Here is a 23528-nt window from a genome sequence, read left to right as displayed (position 1 = left end):
TTCCAGCAACGCTGTTTTTTCTGTGGCGCAATAGCTTCGGCGTGTTTGTTTTACCTTTGTTTCCATGATTGATACCCCCTTACAAACATTATCTCAGTTCTCAGGGGCGCAAACTATGTGGCGTTACTTTGACGCTTACATTTAACGAACGTTAACTGATAGTCAAAAAAAATAGCAACCAGGAAAAGCTCCCGGCTGCATGCCTATTCTCGTTAGGGCAGGTGATGATGTCCGAACGAAAAACAAATATTTACTCTTATTAATATACTGTGGTGACTCTACACCCTATTACTTTACAACGATACAAAAATAACCTCTCGTATATAGTCGGATTAACTAAGCATCTTACACAAGAAGTTCTCCATATAAGTCACTTTAACTGACTATTTTAGACAATCAAAAATCACCCTTACATTAATAGTCTGTGGTGATCTTATAAGCACTTCTGTATATATAGTGGGATTAACGAAGAAAATTATGCAGTTCTACTATAGTGGGATATACTTAGGTTTTCAGACAAGAAATCCCCTTATATAAGTGGCTTTTAGTTAACTTTTGTCAACCTTAATCTTATACATAAGTCACTTTTACTAAGGAAAAGTTGCAGTTCTACTATAGTGGGATTTATAAAGAAAAAGTAAAGGCCCCATCTGCTTTATATAAGTCACTTTTAGTTAAAAATTTACGCATATAGCTTTAGTAATATCTTTAATCTTTCATAATTTCTCTAAAACATAATTAATTAGTGTCGTTTTCGGACTAAAGTATATTGAGCGCAGTGATTGTATTAGCCCTAATTCTATAAACCGCTACGCTTAAATACTTCATCCTGATTCTTTACTACAAAATCCATAACCTGCCTTAGCCAGTGTTCAGCATTGGAATTAGGGATTATGTCCTGCCAAGGTTTGTCTACAGATGTACTGCTCTTTATATGACCGTTAGAATCATAAACGGCAGTAAACAACTGCTTGACCTTCTTATTGTCAAAGTCGAATTGCCAGTGTAAAACATCATAGTCAGATTCGTTACTGTTCCTAAGTTCAATCCATACATCAAATATTTTAGGTTGTACAATTTTTACCGTTTGAGTGTCTAAGTAAACACTAGTACTATCGACTGTATCAATAAGTATATTCCGTGGTTCTGCTCCTACAGGTAAAGCCAAGGATAATAGAAGCAACAAACAAATAATAATTCTCATTTAAGTAACCTCCATACATTTTTAGTATTCTTTCGGCATAAACTTCCTTTTACCTTCCATAAAAATGGAAATATTGCCAGATTATATTTGTTATTATGTACAATAAACAAAAAAATAGCCAAGGCGTTTTGCCCTGACGTAATTATTCCTGTGATTGAACCTAAGATATTTGCTCCGCTGCTCTTACAGACACATCACCATTGTCTACTGCGGATATAAGTTCTTGTGTACCATTATTAATTACACTGGATGCCCTTTTAACTGATGCTTCTGAAACTCCCATAAGCCCAGCTACAATTTCATTAGTTCTTCCTGTGGTTGTTTCCCGTTGGGTTCCATGGGGACTCATCGGGAATACTTGAGCCTTGCTTAAGATTCGCTAACTGTCTCTGTTTTGCCTCTTCTGGCCTCCAATGTTCAATATTATGTACATTACATATATTCCTGAGTTTCTCTACCATTGGCAACACAGTCTTAGGAATGACCTCTATAGAAAATACTTCAGACGATAGCATAACATCACCACTGTAGACTTCCTCAAATGAATCATTAAAGGTATCTTCAGTTATTTCCATAGGTTCTTCATCGGTAATAGCTTGGGTTTGCGCTTCAGTCATATTGCAAGCATTTTCATTAGCTATATCAATATCATGTTCATTAGGAGTATGTCTTAAGGTTTCATCTTGCGCTCTTTCTTTGGCACGATCTTTGAGGTCTGCAAGGTTATCCGATGTTGGGACTTTGGTTTTACCGATGTTATCGACTTTCATTGTATATGTAGAGTTGCCGCGATTTACTTGCACAAGTTCTTCTTTAGGTTCCTGCTGATCTATCTCTCCGAATCGGATAGATAACTCCTTTTTGATTCTACTAACCGTATCTGGAGACACACAGCATTGTTTAGCGATATCATTTTGAGTCCATTGTTTAACGCCATCAATTTTATCTTTTTCGGCTAACTCAAGCATCATTATAACCGACTTACGTTTATCTGCGGATTTCCTTTGCAAACCATGACAAGCGTTTGCTCCTACGGAATGTAAGATTGCCTCACGCCTACCACCAGGGAGAACATTAGCTTCGACTTCAGATAAATCTGCGATGACCGCTGCAAATATACGGTGAAAACCATCTGCTAACCAATAGGTAGAACTGTCGTAGAATACGGTGAGTGAAGGGAAGACTGCGGAGTTGCGCATTAATGGATCTTTCGTAATAAAACAAAAAGACCGCAGGAATCAATGTTTCCCTGCGGTTCTGCTTTGCTTAATGGTATTATACATACATTTATGTAAGGCATCAATAGCTTCGGGCGATGGTTGATTTAATTCAATAAACTTATAGACGCTTTTCTTCTTTGGAGACTTCTTTTTCTTACCCTTAAGTTGTGTGTCAATGTTAGTCATATGTTTATTCCTCTTCTTTTATAGTTATATATAGTTATACTTTGAAAATGCTTAAATTGCTTCTTTGCAGTAACTTTCTCAAATCCCCTTCAAAATATACTTATATTGGGCTAACTATTACAATTCAAGACAAAAAATAAGGCCAGCTATAAAAGCCAACCTATGATTTACATATGATTTACAAGAGATTACCCAATGTATTCACTTAAACCTTCGCTTCCCAAAGTTCCGTATGTAGTTTGACTTGATAAACTTTAGCAGCCTCAATAATAATAATCGAATTCGCGATCACTCGTTCTGCAGGTAATTCCTGCGTTGCAAATCGTTCAGCTTTAGGGAAGCTATCGAAGTGTTCTAAGTGATCAACATCTTCCCCATTTTCGGATTGTAGCCAGTTGACGTAGAAATTACCATTTGTTTTATTTTCCATTTGTGCATCTCTCCTCTTCACACGTTTTTGTGTGTTGCTATGTTTAAATAATACCACACGTTTTCGTGTGTATCAAAGCAAAAAAATTCCTATATTACATCTTTTAGAGAACTTATGTTCCATTATCTCAAAAACTCTTTAATTATCACACGTTTTCGTGGTATTATATATATTAAATAATTGCGAAAAGGACGTGTATATCATGACAATTAAGGAACGTATTAAACCGCTATTAGACAACCAAGGCATAACTATTGAAGAATTAGCTATACGGCTGAATTGGTCGAGTCGAGCATTACACAATAAATTGAGTCGGGATTCAATGAAGTATTATGATGTTGAAAAAATTCTTGATGTTTTAGGGTATGATATCACATGGAAACTAAAATAAATGCAGGCTGCTATAACTTATTCAAGAGTGGGCAAGACTTTTCTCGCGTATTCATTCCAATACGCTTCATCACAGTATACCCATCGTCTCAATATTAATGCTTCAAAAGCTTGTTTCTTTCCCTTGGTATAAGGTTTTTTAGGCATTTTACTATATAATGAATCAATACCAAACAAATTACTTTTCTGCCTATAATCGTAAGCATACTCTTGCCATTCATATAGACTCCTCTTTTTATGCGTAGGCGGCCAAAGATTGCTATTGTTTGAGAAACGTTGTATCCATTCGTATACAAATGCTTCAATACTAACTTGATAATATTCCCAAGTATCATTAATCCAATGGTCAATACTTTCACAAATGTATTTACCTGAATTCCTTGCGTGACGTTCGCTATTGTCTTTATAGTAGTCTTTTATAAATTTAAAAATCATCTCTGCTTGATCTGCAAGGAATGGACACTTTTTCACAAGGCGCGCTTGACATTCATATGCAAGACTTCTGAATTCACTATCGTCATCAAATAAATAAAAGTAACTATTTTCTTTACAAATGTTCTTTATCCGTATGTTTATTTGAATGTTATACTCAGAATAAATATTAACAAGCCACTCTTGTACATCTGGTTTATAGTCTTTGAATTGGAGTTGGTATTTGTCTAACTTCTCTTGATGTAGTTTCGTTTTTTTATCGACATCTTTAATATCTATAAAGTTATTAAAGTACTCAAATACATAGTTAACGCAGAGCCTAGTGTTTTCCATACGTGCTTTAGTATCAAACTCATTAAGATTATCTTCTTCTTTTCTGCGAGCAATATATTCATCAATACTTAACATTCTTTCCAACCCTCTTTTCAAAAGACAAAATAAAAAGCAGACATATTATCTGCTTTAGATCAACCTATTAATCAATAGTATAATTGAAAATTCAATGAAATTCAATAATCCTACAAATATAAAGCCTAAATAATCCCCTTTTCACTATTGACCTCTACCACTTTTTACTGTACAATTAAATTAACAAATAAAGGTAGGTGTTGGTAATGGCAAGGGGAAAAGGCGAATGTCCTATATATAAGAGAAAACGTAAAAAAGCTGACGGCACAGAATACTTTATTTACGCGTTTGACCTTGTGTTGTCGGACGGTTCAAAAAAGACATACTATTCCAAAGTCGAGGAACTAAAACGCGACTTTCAAAAGCGCAAGAATCAGATAATGCTAGACAATCAAAAGCAGATAGATTTGAGATTCACAGGGGCTAATATTAACGACTTCTTACATAATTGGTTAACTACTAAACGCGACATATCTCCTAGCACTCTTAAGGTCTATAGTAACTACCTTGAATTTTATATTAAACCGATTATAGGCAATATCCAATTACAAAAGATAACCGAGACTGACATTGAAAGACTAATATCCCATCTACAGAAAAACGGTGGAACTTCTACCGATAAAAATGGGCAACCTAAAAAACTAAAACCGCTTGCCCCTGCCTCTCTACGTAAGGTGAAATTTATGCTCAAGCAAGCTTTTGACTATGGAATAGACCGGGAACTATTAGCAAAGAATCCTGCTCAAAAAGTTACGTTACCTCCAATGCAAAAACCAGTGATTAAACCCATGACGCAAGATGAAATACTAAAAACTCTTGAAGTAGCCAAGGACTCCCCTATGTATGCTGCAATATTACTTGATATATCAACAGGGTTAAGACGTGGTGAATTATTGGCTTTACAGTGGCAAGACATAGATTTCTCAACAGGTATAGCTAATATACATAGGCAGCTGGTTCCTGTTACTGGTGGCGTTGAAATCATTGATAGTCTTAAGACTGACAACTCCATGAGGCAAGTCGGTATTCCTGATAAGGTTCTGGATGAACTAAAGAAACATAAAGATAAACAAGAGGCAAAATGTGCAGAGGACGTTGAGAAGTATTATAATTTAGGCATGGATAATAATTTGGTGATTCGTCAAGCGAACGGCAAGCATTACCACCCTAGAAACTTTGCTAGAAACTTTGACAAAGTATTAACTAGTGCAGGAGTAGAAAAACGAAAAGTTCATGATATGCGACACACCTTTGCCACCCATTTATTAACTAAAGGTGCATATGTCAATGAAGTGCAACAGGCTCTTGGTCACAGCGATCCAAAGACAACACTTTCTAATTATGGTCAAATACTCCCAGGTAGACAAAAGGCAATTGCAGATAAAATGAATGATATACTGCCGATATAAACGCAAAAAAGGACTCACAGGATAATACCTAAGTGAGTCCTTTCATGTTGCTGTACAGAAATTAATATTAGTTTTTGCAGTACATATACTGTACATATAAATTAAGAAATTCTATGGAGTTTACCCATAGAACCCGTGTATTTCCTATATTTACTTGGTCGGAGCGACACGACTTGAACGTGCGGCCTCTACCACCCCAAGGTAGCGCTCTACCAAGCTGAGCTACGCCCCGACAATTTTGCCTTTCAGGTATGTACAACAATTTAATGTTGTGCCTGACTGACAAAATATATTTTACCGAATTTACGGAGAGTTGTCAATACTTATTAGTTTTTTCTTTATGGAAACTACTATTTTCTTGTCTGAACCGTGTCATTTATATGTTTCTCCTTGGCGGGATAATGGAGCAAAAAAAGTGATACCGGGTATCACCTTTTTTGCTATATGATATCTTCTTATTAGTTTGGTCTAATTACAATAGCAATATTGCAACAATCGTGGTTGCTGCAAATCCTAGTACTACAGGTATAAAGTTTTTTCGGGCAAGGTCAATCGGATTGACACCAGTGATGGCCGCAACCGGGATTAAACCCCAAGGGATAATGGTACCGCCACCAGTCCATACGCCGGCAATTTGTCCGAGTGCCGCTAACGTAGCCGTATCAAAGCCTGCCTTGCCAAACGTTGCAGCAACACTGCCGACTAAGGGCAGTGGTGAAAATCCGGAACCGTCGAGACCGACAAGAATGCCTGTTGCCAGGCTAACCAGAGCGACAAACACTTTATTGAGCGGCACGGTCTGTGACAAAGCTACACCAAAATCTTCGAGAAAGCCAGTGGCTGTTTTATCACTTAAAATACTTTGGGCAAGTTCTCCTTTGCCGAGAAAGAAAAAACCACCGATGATGACGACAGGAGCAAAGATTCTGATACCAAACATAAAACCGTCTCTGACGAATCCGGTAATCTTCTCCAAACCTTCCCAGCCGTATGTAAACATGGTGCCAACCGCCAGAATGAGAACAGCTGTACCACCTAAAAGAGCCGTAGCATCGCCACCACGTAGCTGTAATACCCACATGACAGCTACGTCAAGGGCAAATGCCAGCGGGGTTACTACAGCCAGGCAATATGATATGCCAGTGATCTCCCTTTTTACTTCTTTGCCTACACTGATTTCGCGTTTATCAGACAAGCCTTCGGGGCTTTTACGCATATCTTTTTTAATCATGATATATGCGGCTATGGTAGTCACAAGGCCCATGGTCAGTGCTAGTGGTATACTGGCTTTAATAACGGGGCTCGAATTAGTAAAACCTGCAGCCTTGGCTGTAATGGTTGGTGCGCCTTGAATAATGTAATCTGTAGATAGGGCGATGCCATGACCAAATAAGTTCATGGACATAGCGGCACCAATGGCCGGTAGGCCGGCTCTTACTGCCACGGGGAACATAATGGCGCCGATGAGTGCTGTTGCCGGTGACGGCCAGAAGAACCAGGAGGCAAGCATCATGGCAATACCAATAACCCAGAAGGCAATATCAGCATTAATCATAAGCCGGGCAGCAGGACTCATGATCAGATAGTCGGCTCCGGTCTCACTAAGTAGTTTGGACAGGGCTACAATGATTGAGATAATAACAATGATCCCCCAAAACTCGCTGCCTGCCACAATTAATGCGTTATACACACTGGTGACTCCGCCGATGAAGCTATTCTTAAATAGCCAGCCGACTGTAAGTAAGCCTAACAGGCATGGTACTAGCGGATCTTTGCGGAACGCCATAACGATAATTACTACACCGACCCAGAAGAGAAATAGCCAGTGAGCGGTCGTTAGCGTTACTGACATGTAGCTTCCTTAACACAGCGGGCATACACGTCCGTTAAGCCGGCTTTTTCAACCCGGTCTTTAATGGCCTGAACATCGGTAGTATATAGGCCTTTTTCCTGCATGCGCTTAAAGTATTGAGCACCTGAGAAGGTATATTTGAGTTTCAGTCCCTCTTCTGTTTGCATTTGTTCTCTAACATGGGCGATAGCGTCACCGGTAGCCAGTGTTTCAGGCAAAATCAGCTGTTGTTTGCCAAACACATGGCGAACGGCGTTATGACCGGCCAAAGTACCTGTGACAATGGCTTCGGTATGTCCAACCAGGAGACCGGCTTTTTCACCAGCACAGAACAGGTTATCGATACCCTGTACTTTGAGTGCATTGTCACGCGGCGAAAGTGCGGTAAAACGCATTGAATTGCCTATGCTGCCGGCGTATGGATCTTCAAACCGAGCGTTTTCAAAACCCGGGATTTTTCGCAACTTATCCAGCGGATAGTATGGCGACATAAGCTTGGCATGACCAGTATCAAGCAGGATAACATTGTCGGCAAACTCTTTCAGGGCATATTGCTGACAGGCTTTTATTGACAGCGATTCAGCCTTTTTGAGTTCTTCCGGGATGGGTACAACGACAACGCCCTTAGAGTTAAGTTCTTTGGCAATTTGTTCAGACAGGGACTCTTTGTGCAATTTACACGAACCACTCATCGCAGCATAGGAACCGTCGGCCTTACGGCCAATCATTTCCTGTACTCCAGCGCGTGCAGCAACACTGATTCGCGGGCCAAATGACGGGCAGCGGATGATGCACATGACGCAGCCATTGCCATATTTGCTACACTGACTTTGGGGCCCCGCCGTGCCGGTGGTCTCGACGAATACGTCGCCATATATTTCGTCGTCACTATCAGTAATAACTGACTTGATCTTAGAGCTGCCGACGGTAATATCACGGACACGCGCTATCAGGTTGTACTTGACACCCAGACGGTCCAGGACCCGTCTGACGGCTGGTTCAATCTTAGCTACATCATATAAGGTGACGTGTTTGTGGCCGGGGAATTCGATATTCCGATGCCGGGTAGACTCTTCAACAGCGTCAAATAAATCGCCACCACCCATCGCATAGGCTTCTTCAGTAGCTGTAAACCGGCCATTATTGCGCATAATACCGCCAACTAAACCTGTGCCGAGGAGCATATCTGTGCGTTCTAATAAAATTACTTCGCCAGCGCCGGCTTTTTTTGCTGCTACAGCTGCGCTGCAACCAGCCCAGCCGCCACCAATGACAACTACTCTAGCCACTAGAGATTCCTCCCCTATTTTAATTAAGCTATGCCAGCGTAACGGCAGGTGATCTCAATCAAGCGCACTAAGCCCTTGATCGCATAACGGGTAACATCTTCTATAAGGCGATTTTTACTATCAACGGTGGCAAGGCCTGGGGAAATGCAGATGTTTCCGTCATAGGCGACAGTCGGGATAATACCCATTTGCGCCATACCTGCTTGGAAGATGTTGCTTCCGGCATACATATCTTCAATCGAGAAAATAGGAATACCCATTTCGTCGCCGTCCCAAGTTTTCTCATAATTAACTTCAACGGCGGTAGAATTATACGATTTAGAAATCATGATTCCATCCTTAAGACGCGCGGAGAGATTAATCTTATCAAACTCCTCTATAACTATTCTTTCGAGTGCGTCAACAGGATCAGTAAGGACTTTTGGGGTGTCCCGCAGTATTTTGAGAGCCTGAATTTGCGAGAGAAGCGCTGCTTTACCATAAGAAGCGGTATCGCCGTGGGCACACATGGCGCGGTGAATGGGCACCATATATTCCTCTTTACCGATGATGAGGCCGCCGGTGGCAGCGCCTGTGGCTTTGTCCATGCTATAGATGATTACGTCAGCGCCATTTTTTAGCGGGTTACATCCTATGAACGGCAGGCCCCAGGCGTTGTTAATGACATAAGGAATGTCATAAGAATGGGCCAGATCAGCAAGATATTTTTGAAGAATTGGTGTGCCCTCTTTATCCTTTACGGCGTAGCCATAGCCGGGAGTTTCGTAGCCAAGGCTGGTAATACCGGTTAAGAATGGAGCATGAATGCTGGCATGTTGGCTTAAAATATCGACAGATTCTTCCGGGTCAACCCCTGTTAAGAGCGGTACGGGGTAATATTTGATGCCATGTACGTCATAGCGTGCCCCAGCCAACGGTACAATTACAGTATCAAGGTTGTTTTGGCGCTTACCGTAGAAACCAAGTTCGCCGGCTGTAGTGCCGCGATCGCCAAATATGTCTTTAAACCGGGCAGGGAACGGACGGCCATAAGAGCCTTGGTGATGTAAATGTTTTTCATAGGGAGCAATGTAGCGAGCCCGGTAGTTGTCCCCGCGGCCCATCATTGGAGGGCTGAATAAGCTGTCAAAAGTTACCCAAAGACCTGCTCCACAAGTTGAGACCGGGCAGGCATCAAATTCATCGCCGTACACAGATTTAACTAATTCGCGGATGTCGTCAACAAGGTTGGCTAGTGGAATTACTTCTCTATCATTCCGAAGGGGAGCCGGGCAGCCAGCAATAGCACCGGTTAAACCAAACTTACCTCTAAGATCTTTAGGGATGTTGATCTCATCAGCAGCCTTACAGGCATCAGCATAAATATTGGGGATATTTTGCTGGAGCGCGCGATACATTTGGAATTTAAATTTGTGTGTTGACATCTTCTTGCATCCCCTTAGTTTGTGTAGATCTGTTTGAATTTGATGTTAACAGCAGGTATTTACTTAACTTTAACAATCATTTCGACTTCAACGGCAGCGTTTAGCGGCAGTTCGGCGACACCAACAGCAGAACGCGCGTGTTCGCCTGCTTTACCCAAAATGGCGCCGATCAGTTCTGAGGCACCATTAATTACTTTAGGCTGGTCATGGAACCCTGGTGCACTGCTAACAAAGCCAACGATTTTTACCACTTTTTCAATATTGTCAAGCGAGCCAATTTGACCTTTGATTGCAGCGAGACAGTTAATCGCACAAATTTTTGCAGCCTCATAGCCCTCTTCTACTGTAAAGTCTTTACCAAGCTTACCTTTAAATTTCAATTCACCCGCTACAAATGGGAGTTGCCCTGAGGTATACACATAGTTACCATCTTTAACAGCAGCAACATAAGCCGCCACAGGTTTTGGCGCATCCGGCACGGTAATACCCAGTTCTTTTACTTTTATTTCGTAGCTCAAACATATTCCTCCTAAATTCTTAGTGTATTAACCGATAGTAACTTAATGGAGTTAATGCGCAATTCTTTTATATTGTCCCGTAAAATATCGCAAATATGTAAAAGGAAAACCCTGCTTGCAGCAATTGCAAACAGGGTTTTCCTTTTAGAATTATATATTGGGTGCTATAGTTAGACGATTATAGCACCTTGACTATCAATGTCTAAGATCTGATATCTCGCTTCCACTTTATGAATATTAAAAGCTTTGACCATTGCCTTCCCTATCTCATCAGAATTGTCGGCTGTAAAGGCCAACAGACACGGTCCGGCGCCGCTCAGCGCCGCGCCTAAAGCACCTGCTTGGCGAGCAACGGCCAGTACTTGCGCCATACCTGGAATAAGTTGTTCGCGGTACGGCTGATGCAGCCTATCTTCCAGTGCAGGAGCCAGTAGTTTCAGTTCGCCAGTGCATAGGGAACCGATTAAGAGCGCAGTACGGCTGACATTAAATACTGCATCAGCAAACGGTACTGACTCAGGCAGCACCTTGCGGGCGGCCTTGGTGGACAGGTTAAACTCAGGAATTACAGCCACCATGGAAAAGTCCTTAGGCGGCAGGAAGCGTAGATATTTAGCACTTCCGCTATCCATAATGCTGACAGTGATGCCCCCAAAGATGGCTGGAGCAACATTGTCAGGATGGCCTTCAATGGCGGTCGCCATATCTAGAATGGCCTCTTTGGTAAGTGTGTTGCCGGTAAGTTCATTGGCCGCCACTAACCCGCCAACGATAGCAGCTGCGCTACTGCCCAACCCTCGCGCCAGCGGAATATTGTTGATCATTTTAAGTTTAATGCCGTTCATTTTACAACCGGTTTTGGCGAGAACCATTTGAATGGCCTTAACGGCAACATTCGATCCATCAGCCGGTATTGCCCCGGCCCCCTCGCCGGTTACGTCCAAGGATATGCCGCTTTTGTCACTCAAGGTAAGTTCAAGATCGTTATATATTGTACATGCTATGCCAACCGCGTCAAACCCCGGGCCGCAATTGGCGGTTGTTCCCGGCACGCGGATTTTCACGGTATTTGCCATGGTATCGCCACCTTCTGACCCTTATGAAATTTGTTCTGCTTCCACTCTGATTACATTGCCTACTTTACTTACTACCGACATGCCAAGTAAGGTGTTCATGGCCAGACGAATGTTTTCATCAGATACCCGGTAAGTGATCAAGACAAGCTCTGTGGAACGCTCTACTTTACGTTTTTGAATAACCGAATGCAGGCTAACTTGTTGGGCACCAAACGCGCCGGCAATGGCCGCCAGTACGCCAGGCTTATCTTCGACAAGTAATCTAATATAATACGGTGATTCCGTATTGCTGACAGGATAAATATGTTTGTGCTCAAAGCAGGTGCATAGGATTCGACTACTGACATTGTGGCGAATGTCACGTGCCACATCGATGATATCGGCGGTAACGGCGCTGGCAGTTGGCAATTCGCCGGCCCCGCGTCCGTAGAACATTGTTTCGCCTACAGCGTCACCCTTAACAAATATGGCATTAAATACATCGTTTACCGAAGCCAGCGGATGGCTGGTCGGCAGGAAGGCCGGGTGCACCCGGACATTAATGCCGCGCTCGTCCTGCTTGGCAATCGCCAGTAACTTGATGATAAAACCAAGTTCTCGCGCGTACTCGATATCTTCGATGGCGATATTTGTTATGCCTTCAACATGAACATCATCCAGCGTAACCCGGGCACCAAAGCCAATTGACGCTAAGATGGCAAGCTTGCGGGCGGCATCAAAACCGCCGACATCGGCTGTCGGATCAGATTCAGCATAACCTTTGGCCTGAGCTTCGGCCAGTACGTCAGCATAGTCCATCTTTTCATTGGTCATCTTGGTGAGCATATAGTTGGTAGTTCCGTTAACAATGCCCATAATTTCAGTAATCTGATTAGAGGCTAGACATTGTTTAAGCGGGCGAATTATGGGAATACCACCGCCCACGCTGGCTTCAAACAGAAAATCTGTATGGTTTGCCTCGGCAGCTTCAAATAACTCCCGACCATATTTGGCCACAACATCTTTATTAGCAGTCACTACATGCTTGCCGGCTTTTAGCGCAGCCAACATATAGTCCTTAGACGGCATTTCGCCACCCATGACCTCAGCAACAATCTTTATGTCAGGATCATTAAGTATCTCGTCAAAATTTGTGACTATCTCGGCGTCTGTTAGTATGTTTCTGGCTTTGTCAGGATTTCTTACAAGTATCTTTTTAATAACTACTGGAGCGCCCACTTTTTGTTCAATATTGCGGGCATTATTCGCTAATATTCTAATAACACCGGTACCGACAGTACCCATTCCCAATAAAGCAATATTAATGGCACTCATAGTTCTCCCCTCCTAAGCCTGCCCCAAAACTTCCAGCCTTTTCACGCCATCTACCATTCTTAGTTTGTCAAGCATAGCTTCCAAATCAATCGCCAAATCGGCTGTTTCAATCGAAATGGTAGCATTGGCCACTCCTTGAAGTGGAATCCCCTGATTAATTGTCAATACGCTGCCACGCTCATTAGCGATAGTGTTTAATACACGTGACAGTACACCTGATTTGTGTTCAAGCAGTAAAGCAAGTGTAACAATCTTTTCTTTACTGGCTTCATAAAACGGAAAAACATAGTCCTTATATTTATAGTAGGCACTACGGCTTAATTCCATTTTTTCTACTGCTTCATTAATTGTTCTTGCTTCACCACGTTTTAACAACTCTTTTACTTTAATTGTTTTTTTAATCGCTTCGGGTAAAATTTCTTCCCGAACTAGATAAAAAACAGCTTTTTGGCCTGTAACCATGCTTCCCCTCCTCGGTACTGCTGTTGCGGATGGATATCTGTATATGGTAGACATTATAACATCACTTTGGCGGGGATTACAAGCAAAAATACAAAAAAATTAGTCAGTCCTTTACAGACTGACCTTAAAACTGCTGCGAAATGCTGCATTTCTTAAAAAATGATACATATTAGTCCGCCACTACCTTCGTTAACGATCTTCTGGAGCGTATCTTTTAGTTTAATTTGTGCGTTTTCAGGCATGCTTGTTAGTTTATTCTGAATGCCTTCGCGGACAAGTTCATTCAAAGATTTGCCAAACAGGTTAGTACGCCAGATTTTTTCCGGTTCGCCTTCAAATTCACGCATCAGGTATTGAATTAATTCTTCGCTTTGTTTTTCAGTACCAATAATCGGCGAGATTTCGGCTTGAACGTCAGTTCGGATAATATGTAAAGACGGTGCTGAAGCCTTAAGTTTTACGCCAAAACGGTTGCCGGTACGAATGATTTCTGGTTCTTCCAGAATCATTTCGTCAAGTTGCGGCGGCACGATGCCATATCCGGTTTGTTCGACGTCTTCAAGAGCAGCTGAGATTTTGTCATATTGGCGCTTAGCCACAGACAAATCCTTCATGAGCCGCAGGAGGTGATGCTCGCCGGCAATGGTGAAACCTGTTAGTTCTTCCAGGACACTGTAGAAAAGATCACCCCGAGCGGTCATTTCTATAACGGCAATACCGCTGCCGAGGTCCATGTCATGAAGAATAACGTCAGCAACAAAGTCATAGCCTGACAAATCATCAATTGCCCGGTCAATATCCCGCAGGCGACGAATATACTGAACAACATCGCTGACAGCGCCTTCAAATTTTTGGCGCAACCAGTGTTCTTTATCTAGTTCTTCTACCCACTTCGGCAGTGTAATATTAACCTCTTTAACGGGGAATTCGTACAGTACTTCCTGCAAGATACCGTAGATATCGTCATGGGACAGTTGGGCGCAGTCAACCGGAATCACCGGAACATCGTACTCGCCCTCTAGTTTAGCCACAAGTTCCCGCGTTTCTTTGGAATTAGGTTTGCTGGTATTTAAAATTACCAAGAATGGTTTTTGCAGCTCTTTGAGCTCACGGATAACCCGTTCTTCAGCCGGAATGTATTTATCCCGGGCAAGGTCGGTCACTGAACCGTCAGTGGTGATCACTAAACCGATGGTTGAATGCTCGGCAATGACTTTGCGTGTACCGACTTCAGCTGCTTCCTGAAACGGAATTTCATTCTCGAACCAGGGTGTGAGCACCATACGGGGGCCGTCTTCTTCTTGATAGCCCAGTGCGCCCTCGACCGTATAACCGACACAGTCTACGACTCGCACTCTGACATTAACATTGTCTTTAACATTGATTTCTACAGCTTCGTTGGGGATGAACTTAGGCTCAGTTGTCATAATGGTCTTACCGCCGGCACTTTGCGGCAGTTCATCTTTGGCGCGTTCTTTGTCATAGGGGTTAGCAATATTGGGTAATACCATGGTCTCCATAAAACGCTTAATAAACGTCGATTTACCAGTCCGAACTGGGCCGACTACACCAATATAGATATCTCCACCAGTACGTTCGGCGATATCTCTAAACAGGTCGAATTTTTCCATCTGGCGTTTCCCTCCCTGATTACGGTAGTTGTCATTATAAATATATGACAGGCCACTCCAAATATTACAAAATAAAAAAAAGTATGGTAACTTAAAAGTAACTATACATTACTTTATTAGTCACCATACTTTTTTATGCCAAGTTTTATTTAGCTCCAGTGCAAATGGTTAAGTGCAACTTCCTCAACCTCGTGCGTCCGGCTGCGGGTCATGAGCTCAAGAACTGCGTCTTTGGGAGACTTATTTTGATACAGTACTTGATGTATTTGATCTGTTATGGGCATGTCGACATCATATTGAGCGGCTAATTGATGGGCTGCCATAGTAGCTCGAATGCCTTCCACCACCATCGATGTTTCGGCCTGGATTTGGTCCACCGTTTTACCTTTCGCCAGCATGATACCGGCCCGCCGGTTGCGGCTGTGGACACTGGTACAGGTGGCAATCAGGTCGCCTATACCAGCTAAACCTGCAAACGTCAGCGGATTGGCACCCATGGCCATCCCCAACCGGGCAATTTCAGCCAGTCCGCGCGTCATAAGCGCGGATTTTGCATTGTCGCCAAACCCTAACCCATCAGCAATTCCTGCACCAAGCGCAATAATGTTCTTAAGCGCTCCGGCTAATTCAACGCCAATAATATCGGGGTTGGTATAAACGCGGAAATATGGCAGCATAAATGTATCCTGAACATACTCAGCAACTTTTCGTGATTGTGCTGCAGCTACAGTGGCCGTCGGATGACGTAATGCCACTTCTTCGGCATGATTGGGACCAGACAGTACAGCTATCTGTCCGGCGATTACCGGCAGCTCTTCAGCAATAATCTCAGACATACGTTTAACACTGGCTAACTCCAAGCCTTTAGCCGCGCTGACAATGACACTCTCTGCCCCGATATACGGAGCTAGCTCCGCTGCTGTTTGGCGTATAGCATGAGATGGGGTTGCCAGCACAATTAAAGCTGCACCGCTCGCAGCCTCGCCCAACTTATGGGTAATGGCAACAGACTGCGGTAATTTGCAGCAAGGTAGGTAATTTGCATTTTCGCGGGTTGCCTCTATTTGGCCGGACAACTCAGGTGACCGCACCCAGAGCACAACAGACTGGTGTTTCTGACCCAAAACGGCCGCCAGGGCTGTGCCCCAGCTGCCAGCGCCAATAACTGCTATTTGCATTTTTGTAACTGTCACTTCTCTTTCGTGGAACCAGGGTCGGGTTGGCCACCGGCTTTGATTTTTGGCTCCTCTCCTTTTAAGAGGCGTTCAATGTTAGGGCGGTGTCTCACGATGACAAACAAGGCGGCCAATATGCCAAAATAGAAAAATTCCTCTCTGGCGTTGAGCAGCCACATCGAGATTGGTACCAGGGCGGCTGCCACGATAGATGCCAGTGAAACATACCGGGTAAAATATACAATAATTGCCCATATAGCAAAAACAATGAGCGTCACCGTGGGCGCAATCATAGCAATAACGCCCAGCCCGGTGGCCACGCCGCGTCCGCCTTTAAACATGAGGAATACTGACCAGTTATGACCGGCGATAGCTCCGATGCCTCCGGTCAATTGGGCCAGCGCTGTCCCACCAATATATTGGCCTATGAGCACCCCGGCCACGCCCTTAAGGGCGTCTGTTAAAAACACCCAGAAGGCAGGCCAGGGGCCCAGTGTTCTGTACGCGTTGGTTGCGCCAATATTTTTACTGCCAAACTGCCTTAAATCAACCTTATAAAACTTCTGACCAATAATCAGGCCGTTCGGAATTGAACCAACTAGGTAGCTGGCGACAATAACCAGCACATACTCCATTCTCCCACTCCCTCAATCAGTTTACTCATCTTTTTCTTTACGTCCGCGAACAACCAGTTTGAGTGGAGTTCCTTCGAAACCAAAAGATTCTCTTAATCTGTTTTCAAGAAAGCGCAAATAGGAAAAATGCATTATTTCAGGATCATTGACGAAGAAAATAAAAGTAGGCGGTTTAACATCAGGCTGGGTAGTGAAATAGATCTTGAGTCGTCTGCCACGGTCTGAAGGCGGCGGATTGATGGCTGTCGCGTCTTCAATGACTTGGTTAAGCACACTTGTTGATACCCGCATAGTGTGTTGGTCAGCGACATATTTGACAAGCTCAGTTACCCGGTGAACACGCTGTTTGGTAAGTGCTGAAGTAAACAACACCGGCGAGTACTGCATAAAGCCTAATTCTTCGCGAATGGTTTCGGTAAATTTAAGAGAGGTTTTACCGTCTTTTTCAATCAGGTCCCATTTGTTAACTACAATAATGCTGGCTTTGCCTGCCTCATGGGCATAACCGGCAATTTTTTTATCTTGTTCTGTCACGCCCTCTTCGGCGTTAATAACCATGAGCACAACATCACAGCGATCAACAGCCCGCAGCGAGCGGATGACGCTATACCGCTCAACCGGCATGTCAACCTTAGCTTTGCGCCGCATTCCAGCTGTATCAATCATCACATAGGATTGACCGTCTTTAGTAAAATGAGTGTCAATTGCATCCCTGGTAGTACCTGGAATGTCGCTGACAATAACCCGTTCCTCTCCAATAATGGAATTGACCAGGGAGGACTTGCCGACATTAGGACGACCGATCACGGCCACCTTAATCTGATCATTCTCTTCAGTTTCAACATGTTCTTCAGGCAGGTTTTCTATCAGCCGGTCAAGCATGTCGCCTATATTCAGCGCATTAGTGGCTGAAATAGCAATAGGGTCGCCTAAACCCAGATTATAAAACTCGTAAATATCAGCTTCATTTTTCATGTTATCAACTTTGTTTACCACCAGCAGCACAGGCTTTCTAGTGTTGCGCAGAATAACGGCTACTTCGTTGTCAGCTGAGGTTAGGCCAGTTCTGCCATCAACAATAAACATGATAGCATCAGCCTCATCAATAGCCAGTTTTGCCTGATTACGCATGGCTGTAAGAATTTTGTCATTTGTTTCGAATTCGATACCGCCAGTATCAATCATGGTAAAATTACGGCCCAACCATTCGGCATCCATATAGATGCGGTCACGGGTAACGCCTGGCATATCTTCAACAATAGATAACCGGTTCCGGCCGATATAATTGAATATGGTTGATTTGCCGACATTAGGACGGCCAACAATTGCAACAATTGGTTTACTCATCGAATACCACCTTGTATATTTCTAAAAATCTATACCCTGACGTGCCGGGATTCCAATAGTAATTGGATGTTTAATATCTTGCATCTCGGTAACCAGATGTGCGATAGCTGTTATTTCAGCCGGAGCATATCGGCCTGTCAAAATAACCTCTGTACTGTTTTTCTTGGCCTGTAAGAAGGCGGCCACAATGGAAGCATCCAGTAATTTTGCCGCCATAGCCACATTAATCTCATCTAAAATAACGATGTCGTATTGCCCTGACAACATGACCGACTTGGCCAACTCCCAGCCTTCTTCAGCCAGTTTATAATCAATGCTCTCGGGGTTTGCCAAGTCGACGAACGCCTCGCGGCCAACCTGCATGAGCTTGAAATTAGGCAGATTGCGGGCAGCTTTTACCTCGCCGTAGTCGTCATTCTTTTTCATAAACTGAATCATGCACACTTTGAACCCATGGCCGGAGGCGCGAAAAGCCAGACCTAAGCTAGCAGTAGTTTTTCCTTTACCGTTGCCAGTATATACTTGAATTAAACCAAGGTTATTCTGCTTACTCAAATTAGACCCTCCTCACGGTTTTCTTATTACCGCCATGCCGCCAGTAGTTCCTTTAAATCCTGGGCAAAATAGGCGGTACGTACCGGCACACCCAGCTCGACGGCAATTGTTTCCGGCGTGGTATTGTCAAGAAAAACATGCTCCCCTTTTCTGAGTGCCACGCCTGGCACAATAATACCGGTGCGAGGACCGGGAAGCTGTCGTAAAGTTTCAGTAATATCGTCGCCGGTCAAGAGGCCGGTGACTGTCACATCACAGCCAAAAAACTTGTTTTCTACAGAAACGACCCGCACGTTAAGATTTGGAATAGCCAGTTTGGCTAACAACGGTGTTAGGATTTTTTCTGCTGACACGCCGCAGATAACGTCAATATAATGTGGTTCAGCATAACCTGTGCAGGCGACTGACTGCTCCTCCCATTCTGAGAGGAAAGTACGGACAATACCGACACCGTTTTCCAGTTGAGGAAACCCGTCATAGCATTCATAGCTGGGGATTTCCTGACCTGCGGCCAGATAAAATTCATCAGCCAGATAAACAAAGGATTCCTGGTTTTCCTTACGGCATTTATTCTGCCATTTATGAACAAGTTTAATGACCTGATTGGCCGCTTCATTGGAAAACGTTGTTAACGGGTGGCAGTTGTCACGGTAACGGGTAAGTCCGACAGGGACAATGGCCAGTGACAGAACTGACGGATACATAGCGTATAAATCATTAATAGTTTTTTCCAGTTCCTCACCATCATTAAATCCTGGACATAAGACAACTTGGGTATGCAGGTCAATGCCTTTGTCTACCAGCTCGTTTAGTTGTTCCATAATCTTGCCAGCCTGCTTGCCGCCCAGCATTTTCTCCCTAAGCTCGCCATTTGTAGTATGTACCGAGACATAGAGCGGCGATAGGTGCAGTCTGGCAATACGGCTGAGGTCCCGCGGCCCCAGATTGGACAGTGTGACAAAATTACCGTATAAAAAGGACAGACGATAATCATCGTCTTTGATATACAAACTATCACGCATTCCAGCCGGCATCTGGTCAACAAAACAAAAGATACATTTGTTGGCACACTGCCGTACTTTGTCAAATACTGCGCTTTCAAACTCCAGCCCCAGATCTTCATCATACTCTTTTTCCAGGGCAATCAGTTCCTGTTCGCCCGAAGTCCGTTCAATCAGCAATTCAATCTCTTCCTCTGCCAGCGCAAAGCTGAGGTCAATAATATCTTGAACAGCCTCCCCGTTGACCTCAAGCAGCCGGTCTCCGGACACAAGGCCTATTTCAGCGCCAATACTGTCAGGTTTAACATTTGATATGATCCCTTTATAAGTCAAAGTATTCCCCCCTTCCTTTAATATTCCGTTAGTAGCTATATTTTCCTGCAACGCGTTTTATTAAACGATAAAATAAATAAGAAAAAAGGCAGGACATAAGCCTGCCTGATGAGCACTACTTGTTATCGTCCTGTTTTTCAGAATGCTCGGAATCCTTTTCGGTGCTACGCCGCTTTCTGGCCTTGGGGCCAAGGAAGTTGGTAAACTCAGTGGATGTAAAATTCTTAAGTTTGGCGCCGGCTTCTTTAAAACTGCCGGTACTTAGGAATAGGAAAGCCGCAGTGCCCGCGATTAATAGTCCTAAAATCCAACCCATTGATTTAGTCGCTCCAGATGCACCGCCGGCTGCCGAACCAAGACCGGCACTACCGTCGGCGCCGGTGGTGCCAGCGGCGTTAGGACCTGTGGGGGCGCTGGACTTGCCCAAAATGGTTGGAACAATATCGGAGAATAGTGCAATTCCCTTCTCAGCTGACTCACGATCATTGGTGTGAGCGCCTACCTCAAGCAGCATGGACCGAGGGTGCAAATCCTGGTTATAGTCACCGCCCTTAGCAAAAAATATCCCTTTTACCAACCCAGGATGCTGCTTATCGGCTGCTGCCTTTATCTGGAGCGCATAGTCTTCAATTTGTTTACCTGTTGGGCCGTATTTACCGACAACAAGCTGGATTTTACTCACATCTTGACCATCGATGTTGGTTTTATATACCTCCGGCGGCACAGCATCACGATGAATATCAAAAACAGCATCAGGCTGTTCCTTTTTTATCAAATCAAGGGCCGTCCGGCGAGAGCGCTCATATGCCATGTCGTCATGCGGATCATGCTTTGCTTGTGAATGAACTACAGCGACTCCCTTTTTCTCTAACGAAGCGGTAAAGGCATCGCCGACCTTGTAGACACCGCCGGCTCCTAAGATACTTTCTTTGCCATCAGTAGGCACATAAGATTCGTCGGAGTGGGTGTGGTAGACAGCTACCTTACCACCGCCCTCGGCTTGAGCAATAGCTGGCTGAAGAAACGCTTTCAGCCGTGCCAGTATGCTCGTATCTTCATTATAATACATGGATAAGTTGACCTCGCCAACAAATTTGGCGTGAGCAATATTACCTTCAACACGAACAACTTCATACCGGCGGTTATTTTCAGTCAATACCTGATCACCGGACCGCATTTTCCAACCGGTCATATACACCTGGTTACCGACCTCATCGACGACTGTCGAGTAATCGCCATCCTTAGCATAACATATGGTATTGGCTGCAATAAATAGCAGCGCTAGTAGTATCGGAAGTAATCTATTTTTCACTGCGTTCACCCCCATTGCCAGAGGTTTTATCGCTAGATCCTGTTTGCTTGACATTTTGCTGCTCGTCCTTTTGTTTTTCACTTGGATGCAGTTCTTTACTAAACTCATACAATCCTTCGGGGCGATTGGGCCCTAATACCGGACCGCCTTGCAACTTTTCCCTTGTCTCACCAACCAGTTCGGCTATCATTACAGCTACTAAACCGGCAATGATGGTAACGTCAAAAGCACCAGCTCCGCCAATCGCGGTAGTACCTGGAATACCCAACCCAGAGAGGGTGACAATATGGATGATATCGCTCAGGACGATGCCCAGTATACCGCCGATAAACGCGCTGCGCCGGGATCGGCCGGCAAGATAGGCAATAAGACCTGCAGATAATCCATAGATAAGTTTGGGATCAAGAAACATGTTTTCGGGCTCATACGGCAAATAGCGTGCGCCTAATGATACCGCGCCTGCAACAAGTAGGGAGGCGACAATGGCCCGAACTCTTTCGGCAGTTTCATCGGCTTTGAAAATTAGGTAAATACTGAGCAAAATAGGCAGCACTGCGCCGCCGACATTGATCGTGATTTGCATAGGGGAACGCATAATGGGAATGTCAATAAAGCTGCCGACAACAATACCGGCAATAAAGAGTAACGCTTGCTTATCAGTCATCCGCATGCGGTCCAAAATTCGATGGGCTAATCCAAAGTATACCAGCACGCTGACAACTAAAAGTAAAATCATTCCGAGTGGCATATTCATCATTGTTTTCTCACCTCATAGCCTTGTAATGTTGAATTATCCACCCTAGTTTGTGCTGTTGTCGCCTTATTAATGCAAAAAGCATGGCCGTTGGCCATGCTTTTTACTATGTTTTTTTACGCGTTGCAAATTGTACAGTATCAATTCCCCTTGCCGCTAACCATTCCCGGCTAAAACCGGTAACTACGAGCGGGGCTGATCGCAAATCATTGATATTCTGTGCACCTACCAGGAGCATAAAGCGTTTTATATCTGTAGCGAAGTTCTCATACCAGCGGACTGCACCGTCAAGGCCCTTGCGCCTGAGAGTCTTTAGCACAGGACCGGCAATCCCTGCTGCCACGCCGCCTATGGACAATGCCTTGACAACATCCAGTGGTGTCCGCACGCCGCCTGAAACGACCACATCAACGGCTGACGCAGCCTCAGACACTACTTCTACTGCCGCGATGGCAGTGGGAATGCCCCAGGACACCATCTCAGCGTCCAGGTTTAGCCTTCCTCGGGCCGCTTCAATAGCCAAGAAGTTAGTGCCGCCCGTACCGCCCACGTCAATGGCTTTCACACCAATACCGACAAGCGCCTTAGCTTGCTCGCGGCCGATGCCGCAGCCCACCTCTTTGACAATAACCGGAACGTCAACTTTTTTTACAATTGCTTCAATATGAGACAAATAGCCGCTAAAATCGCGGTCGCCTTCACTCATGATAATTTCCTGTCCGGCATTAAGATGAATCTGAATTGCCTGAGCGCCAATCATGTCAACAGCACAGCGGGCAGCATCAGGGGCAGCATGAGCGCCCAGATTGGCAAACACCACGCCGCTAGGATTAGCCCTTCGTACAACTTTATATGATTCAGCCGCTGACGGGTCTTCGATGGCGGCGTATTGTGAACCTACCGCCATGGAGGCCCCTGTTTGCCGGGCGAATTCGGCCAATTCACGGTTGACATTCGTGACATCGGCCGCGCCGCCGGTGATTGCATTAATGATAACTGGCTGCGGCAGGGTTATGCCGGCCACTGTTGTACTAACATCAATATCCCGCCACGCCAAATCCGGCAGGCAGTTATGCACCATGTGAAAATCAGCAAATCCGGCAGCCGCCGGGCCATCGTCTAAAAGCATGGAATACTTCAAATGTTCCAGTTTGCGTGACTGCCGTATCAT

Annotated in this window: 23 protein-coding genes and 1 tRNA gene; 2 read left to right on the top strand and 22 right to left on the bottom strand. The window is 44.3% G+C overall.

Annotation, left to right across the window (positions count from 1 at the left end; genetic code table 11):
- Positions 1-799 precede the first annotated feature (799 nt).
- The 4 genes from VN447_RS19580 to VN447_RS19565 all read right to left on the bottom strand — a co-directional run bounded on the left by VN447_RS19580 (position 800) and on the right by VN447_RS19565 (position 3040).
- Positions 800-1204, bottom strand: coding sequence for a hypothetical protein (locus tag VN447_RS19580; RefSeq protein WP_325527460.1), 405 nt, complete (start codon positions 1202-1204; stop codon positions 800-802).
- Positions 1205-1506: 302 nt separating this feature from the next.
- Positions 1507-2403 (bottom strand): hypothetical protein, encoded by an 897-nt coding sequence (locus VN447_RS19575; RefSeq protein ID WP_325527458.1) that lies wholly within the window; start codon positions 2401-2403, stop codon positions 1507-1509.
- A gap of 39 nt (positions 2404-2442) precedes the next feature.
- Entirely contained in the window at positions 2443-2610 is a 168-nt protein-coding gene (locus VN447_RS19570) for a hypothetical protein (protein WP_325527456.1), read from the bottom strand.
- A gap of 205 nt (positions 2611-2815) precedes the next feature.
- Entirely contained in the window at positions 2816-3040 is a 225-nt protein-coding gene (locus tag VN447_RS19565) for a hypothetical protein (protein ID WP_325527454.1), read from the bottom strand.
- A 202-nt stretch (positions 3041-3242) separates the two neighbouring features.
- On the opposite strand from VN447_RS19565, the gene VN447_RS19560 reads away from it, so the two are divergent.
- Positions 3243-3431, top strand: coding sequence for a helix-turn-helix transcriptional regulator (locus VN447_RS19560; protein ID WP_325527452.1), 189 nt, complete (start codon positions 3243-3245; stop codon positions 3429-3431).
- 17 nt (positions 3432-3448) lie between these two features.
- Here the strand turns inward: VN447_RS19560 and VN447_RS19555 are convergent, their stop codons facing one another.
- Complete coding sequence (locus VN447_RS19555) at positions 3449-4270, bottom strand: hypothetical protein (RefSeq protein WP_325527450.1); 822 nt, start codon at positions 4268-4270, stop codon at positions 3449-3451.
- Positions 4271-4476: 206 nt separating this feature from the next.
- On the opposite strand from VN447_RS19555, the gene VN447_RS19550 reads away from it, so the two are divergent.
- Positions 4477-5679, top strand: a complete 1203-nt coding sequence (locus VN447_RS19550; RefSeq protein ID WP_325527448.1) for a tyrosine-type recombinase/integrase — start codon at positions 4477-4479, stop codon at positions 5677-5679.
- Positions 5680-5834: 155 nt separating this feature from the next.
- On the opposite strand, the gene VN447_RS19545 is transcribed toward VN447_RS19550, so the two are convergent.
- The 17 genes from VN447_RS19545 to fni form a co-directional block, all read right to left on the bottom strand.
- A tRNA-Pro gene (locus VN447_RS19545) sits at positions 5835-5911 on the bottom strand.
- A gap of 240 nt (positions 5912-6151) precedes the next feature.
- Positions 6152-7531 (bottom strand): hypothetical protein, encoded by a 1380-nt coding sequence (locus VN447_RS19540; protein WP_325527446.1) that lies wholly within the window; start codon positions 7529-7531, stop codon positions 6152-6154.
- A complete protein-coding gene (locus VN447_RS19535) occupies positions 7522-8820 on the bottom strand; it encodes an FAD-dependent oxidoreductase (protein WP_325527444.1) in 1299 nt (432 codons plus the stop codon). Before VN447_RS19535 ends, VN447_RS19540 begins: the two co-directional genes overlap by 10 nt.
- A gap of 23 nt (positions 8821-8843) precedes the next feature.
- Positions 8844-10244 (bottom strand): hypothetical protein, encoded by a 1401-nt coding sequence (locus VN447_RS19530; protein WP_325527442.1) that lies wholly within the window; start codon positions 10242-10244, stop codon positions 8844-8846.
- Between the two features lie 59 nt (positions 10245-10303).
- Complete coding sequence (locus VN447_RS19525) at positions 10304-10762, bottom strand: RidA family protein (RefSeq protein WP_325527440.1); 459 nt, start codon at positions 10760-10762, stop codon at positions 10304-10306.
- Between the two features lie 170 nt (positions 10763-10932).
- On the bottom strand, positions 10933-11838 hold the full coding sequence (thrB, locus tag VN447_RS19520; RefSeq protein WP_325527438.1) for a homoserine kinase: 906 nt from the start codon (positions 11836-11838) through the stop codon (positions 10933-10935).
- 21 nt (positions 11839-11859) lie between these two features.
- Positions 11860-13152: a homoserine dehydrogenase gene (locus VN447_RS19515; RefSeq protein WP_325527436.1), complete on the bottom strand. Its 1293-nt coding sequence runs from the start codon at positions 13150-13152 to the stop codon at positions 11860-11862.
- A gap of 12 nt (positions 13153-13164) precedes the next feature.
- Positions 13165-13614, bottom strand: a complete 450-nt coding sequence (locus VN447_RS19510) for an ACT domain-containing protein (protein WP_084575084.1) — start codon at positions 13612-13614, stop codon at positions 13165-13167.
- A 152-nt stretch (positions 13615-13766) separates the two neighbouring features.
- Positions 13767-15245 carry a stage IV sporulation protein A gene (spoIVA, locus tag VN447_RS19505; protein ID WP_325527432.1) on the bottom strand — a complete coding sequence of 493 codons (1479 nt, stop codon included), beginning with the start codon at positions 15243-15245 and terminating at the stop codon, positions 13767-13769.
- A gap of 149 nt (positions 15246-15394) precedes the next feature.
- Positions 15395-16423, bottom strand: a complete 1029-nt coding sequence (locus VN447_RS19500) for an NAD(P)H-dependent glycerol-3-phosphate dehydrogenase (protein ID WP_325527430.1) — start codon at positions 16421-16423, stop codon at positions 15395-15397.
- Between the two features lie 11 nt (positions 16424-16434).
- Entirely contained in the window at positions 16435-17055 is a 621-nt protein-coding gene (gene plsY, locus VN447_RS19495; RefSeq protein ID WP_325527428.1) for a glycerol-3-phosphate 1-O-acyltransferase PlsY, read from the bottom strand.
- Between the two features lie 21 nt (positions 17056-17076).
- Positions 17077-18402 (bottom strand): ribosome biogenesis GTPase Der, encoded by a 1326-nt coding sequence (gene der / locus VN447_RS19490; protein ID WP_325527426.1) that lies wholly within the window; start codon positions 18400-18402, stop codon positions 17077-17079.
- 21 nt (positions 18403-18423) lie between these two features.
- Positions 18424-18957 carry a cob(I)yrinic acid a,c-diamide adenosyltransferase gene (cobO, locus tag VN447_RS19485; protein WP_325527424.1) on the bottom strand — a complete coding sequence of 178 codons (534 nt, stop codon included), beginning with the start codon at positions 18955-18957 and terminating at the stop codon, positions 18424-18426.
- A 26-nt stretch (positions 18958-18983) separates the two neighbouring features.
- Entirely contained in the window at positions 18984-20291 is a 1308-nt protein-coding gene (locus VN447_RS19480) for a DUF512 domain-containing protein (RefSeq protein WP_325527422.1), read from the bottom strand.
- A gap of 115 nt (positions 20292-20406) precedes the next feature.
- The gene (spoIIP, locus tag VN447_RS19475) at positions 20407-21603 is read right to left on the bottom strand and encodes a stage II sporulation protein P (protein ID WP_325527420.1); all 1197 of its coding nucleotides are present in this window, start codon (positions 21601-21603) and stop codon (positions 20407-20409) included.
- Entirely contained in the window at positions 21593-22360 is a 768-nt protein-coding gene (locus VN447_RS19470; RefSeq protein WP_325527418.1) for a DUF1614 domain-containing protein, read from the bottom strand. Before VN447_RS19470 ends, spoIIP begins: the two co-directional genes overlap by 11 nt.
- 103 nt (positions 22361-22463) lie before the next feature.
- Positions 22464-23528 (bottom strand): type 2 isopentenyl-diphosphate Delta-isomerase, encoded by a 1065-nt coding sequence (gene fni, locus VN447_RS19465; protein WP_325527416.1) that lies wholly within the window; start codon positions 23526-23528, stop codon positions 22464-22466.

The sequence above is a fragment of the Sporomusa sp. genome (genome assembly GCF_035561155.1).
GTDB lineage: Bacteria > Bacillota > Negativicutes > Sporomusales > Sporomusaceae > Sporomusa.
Note: the sequence above shows the minus strand (reverse complement) of the source record. Positions and strands in the feature narration are given on the sequence as shown.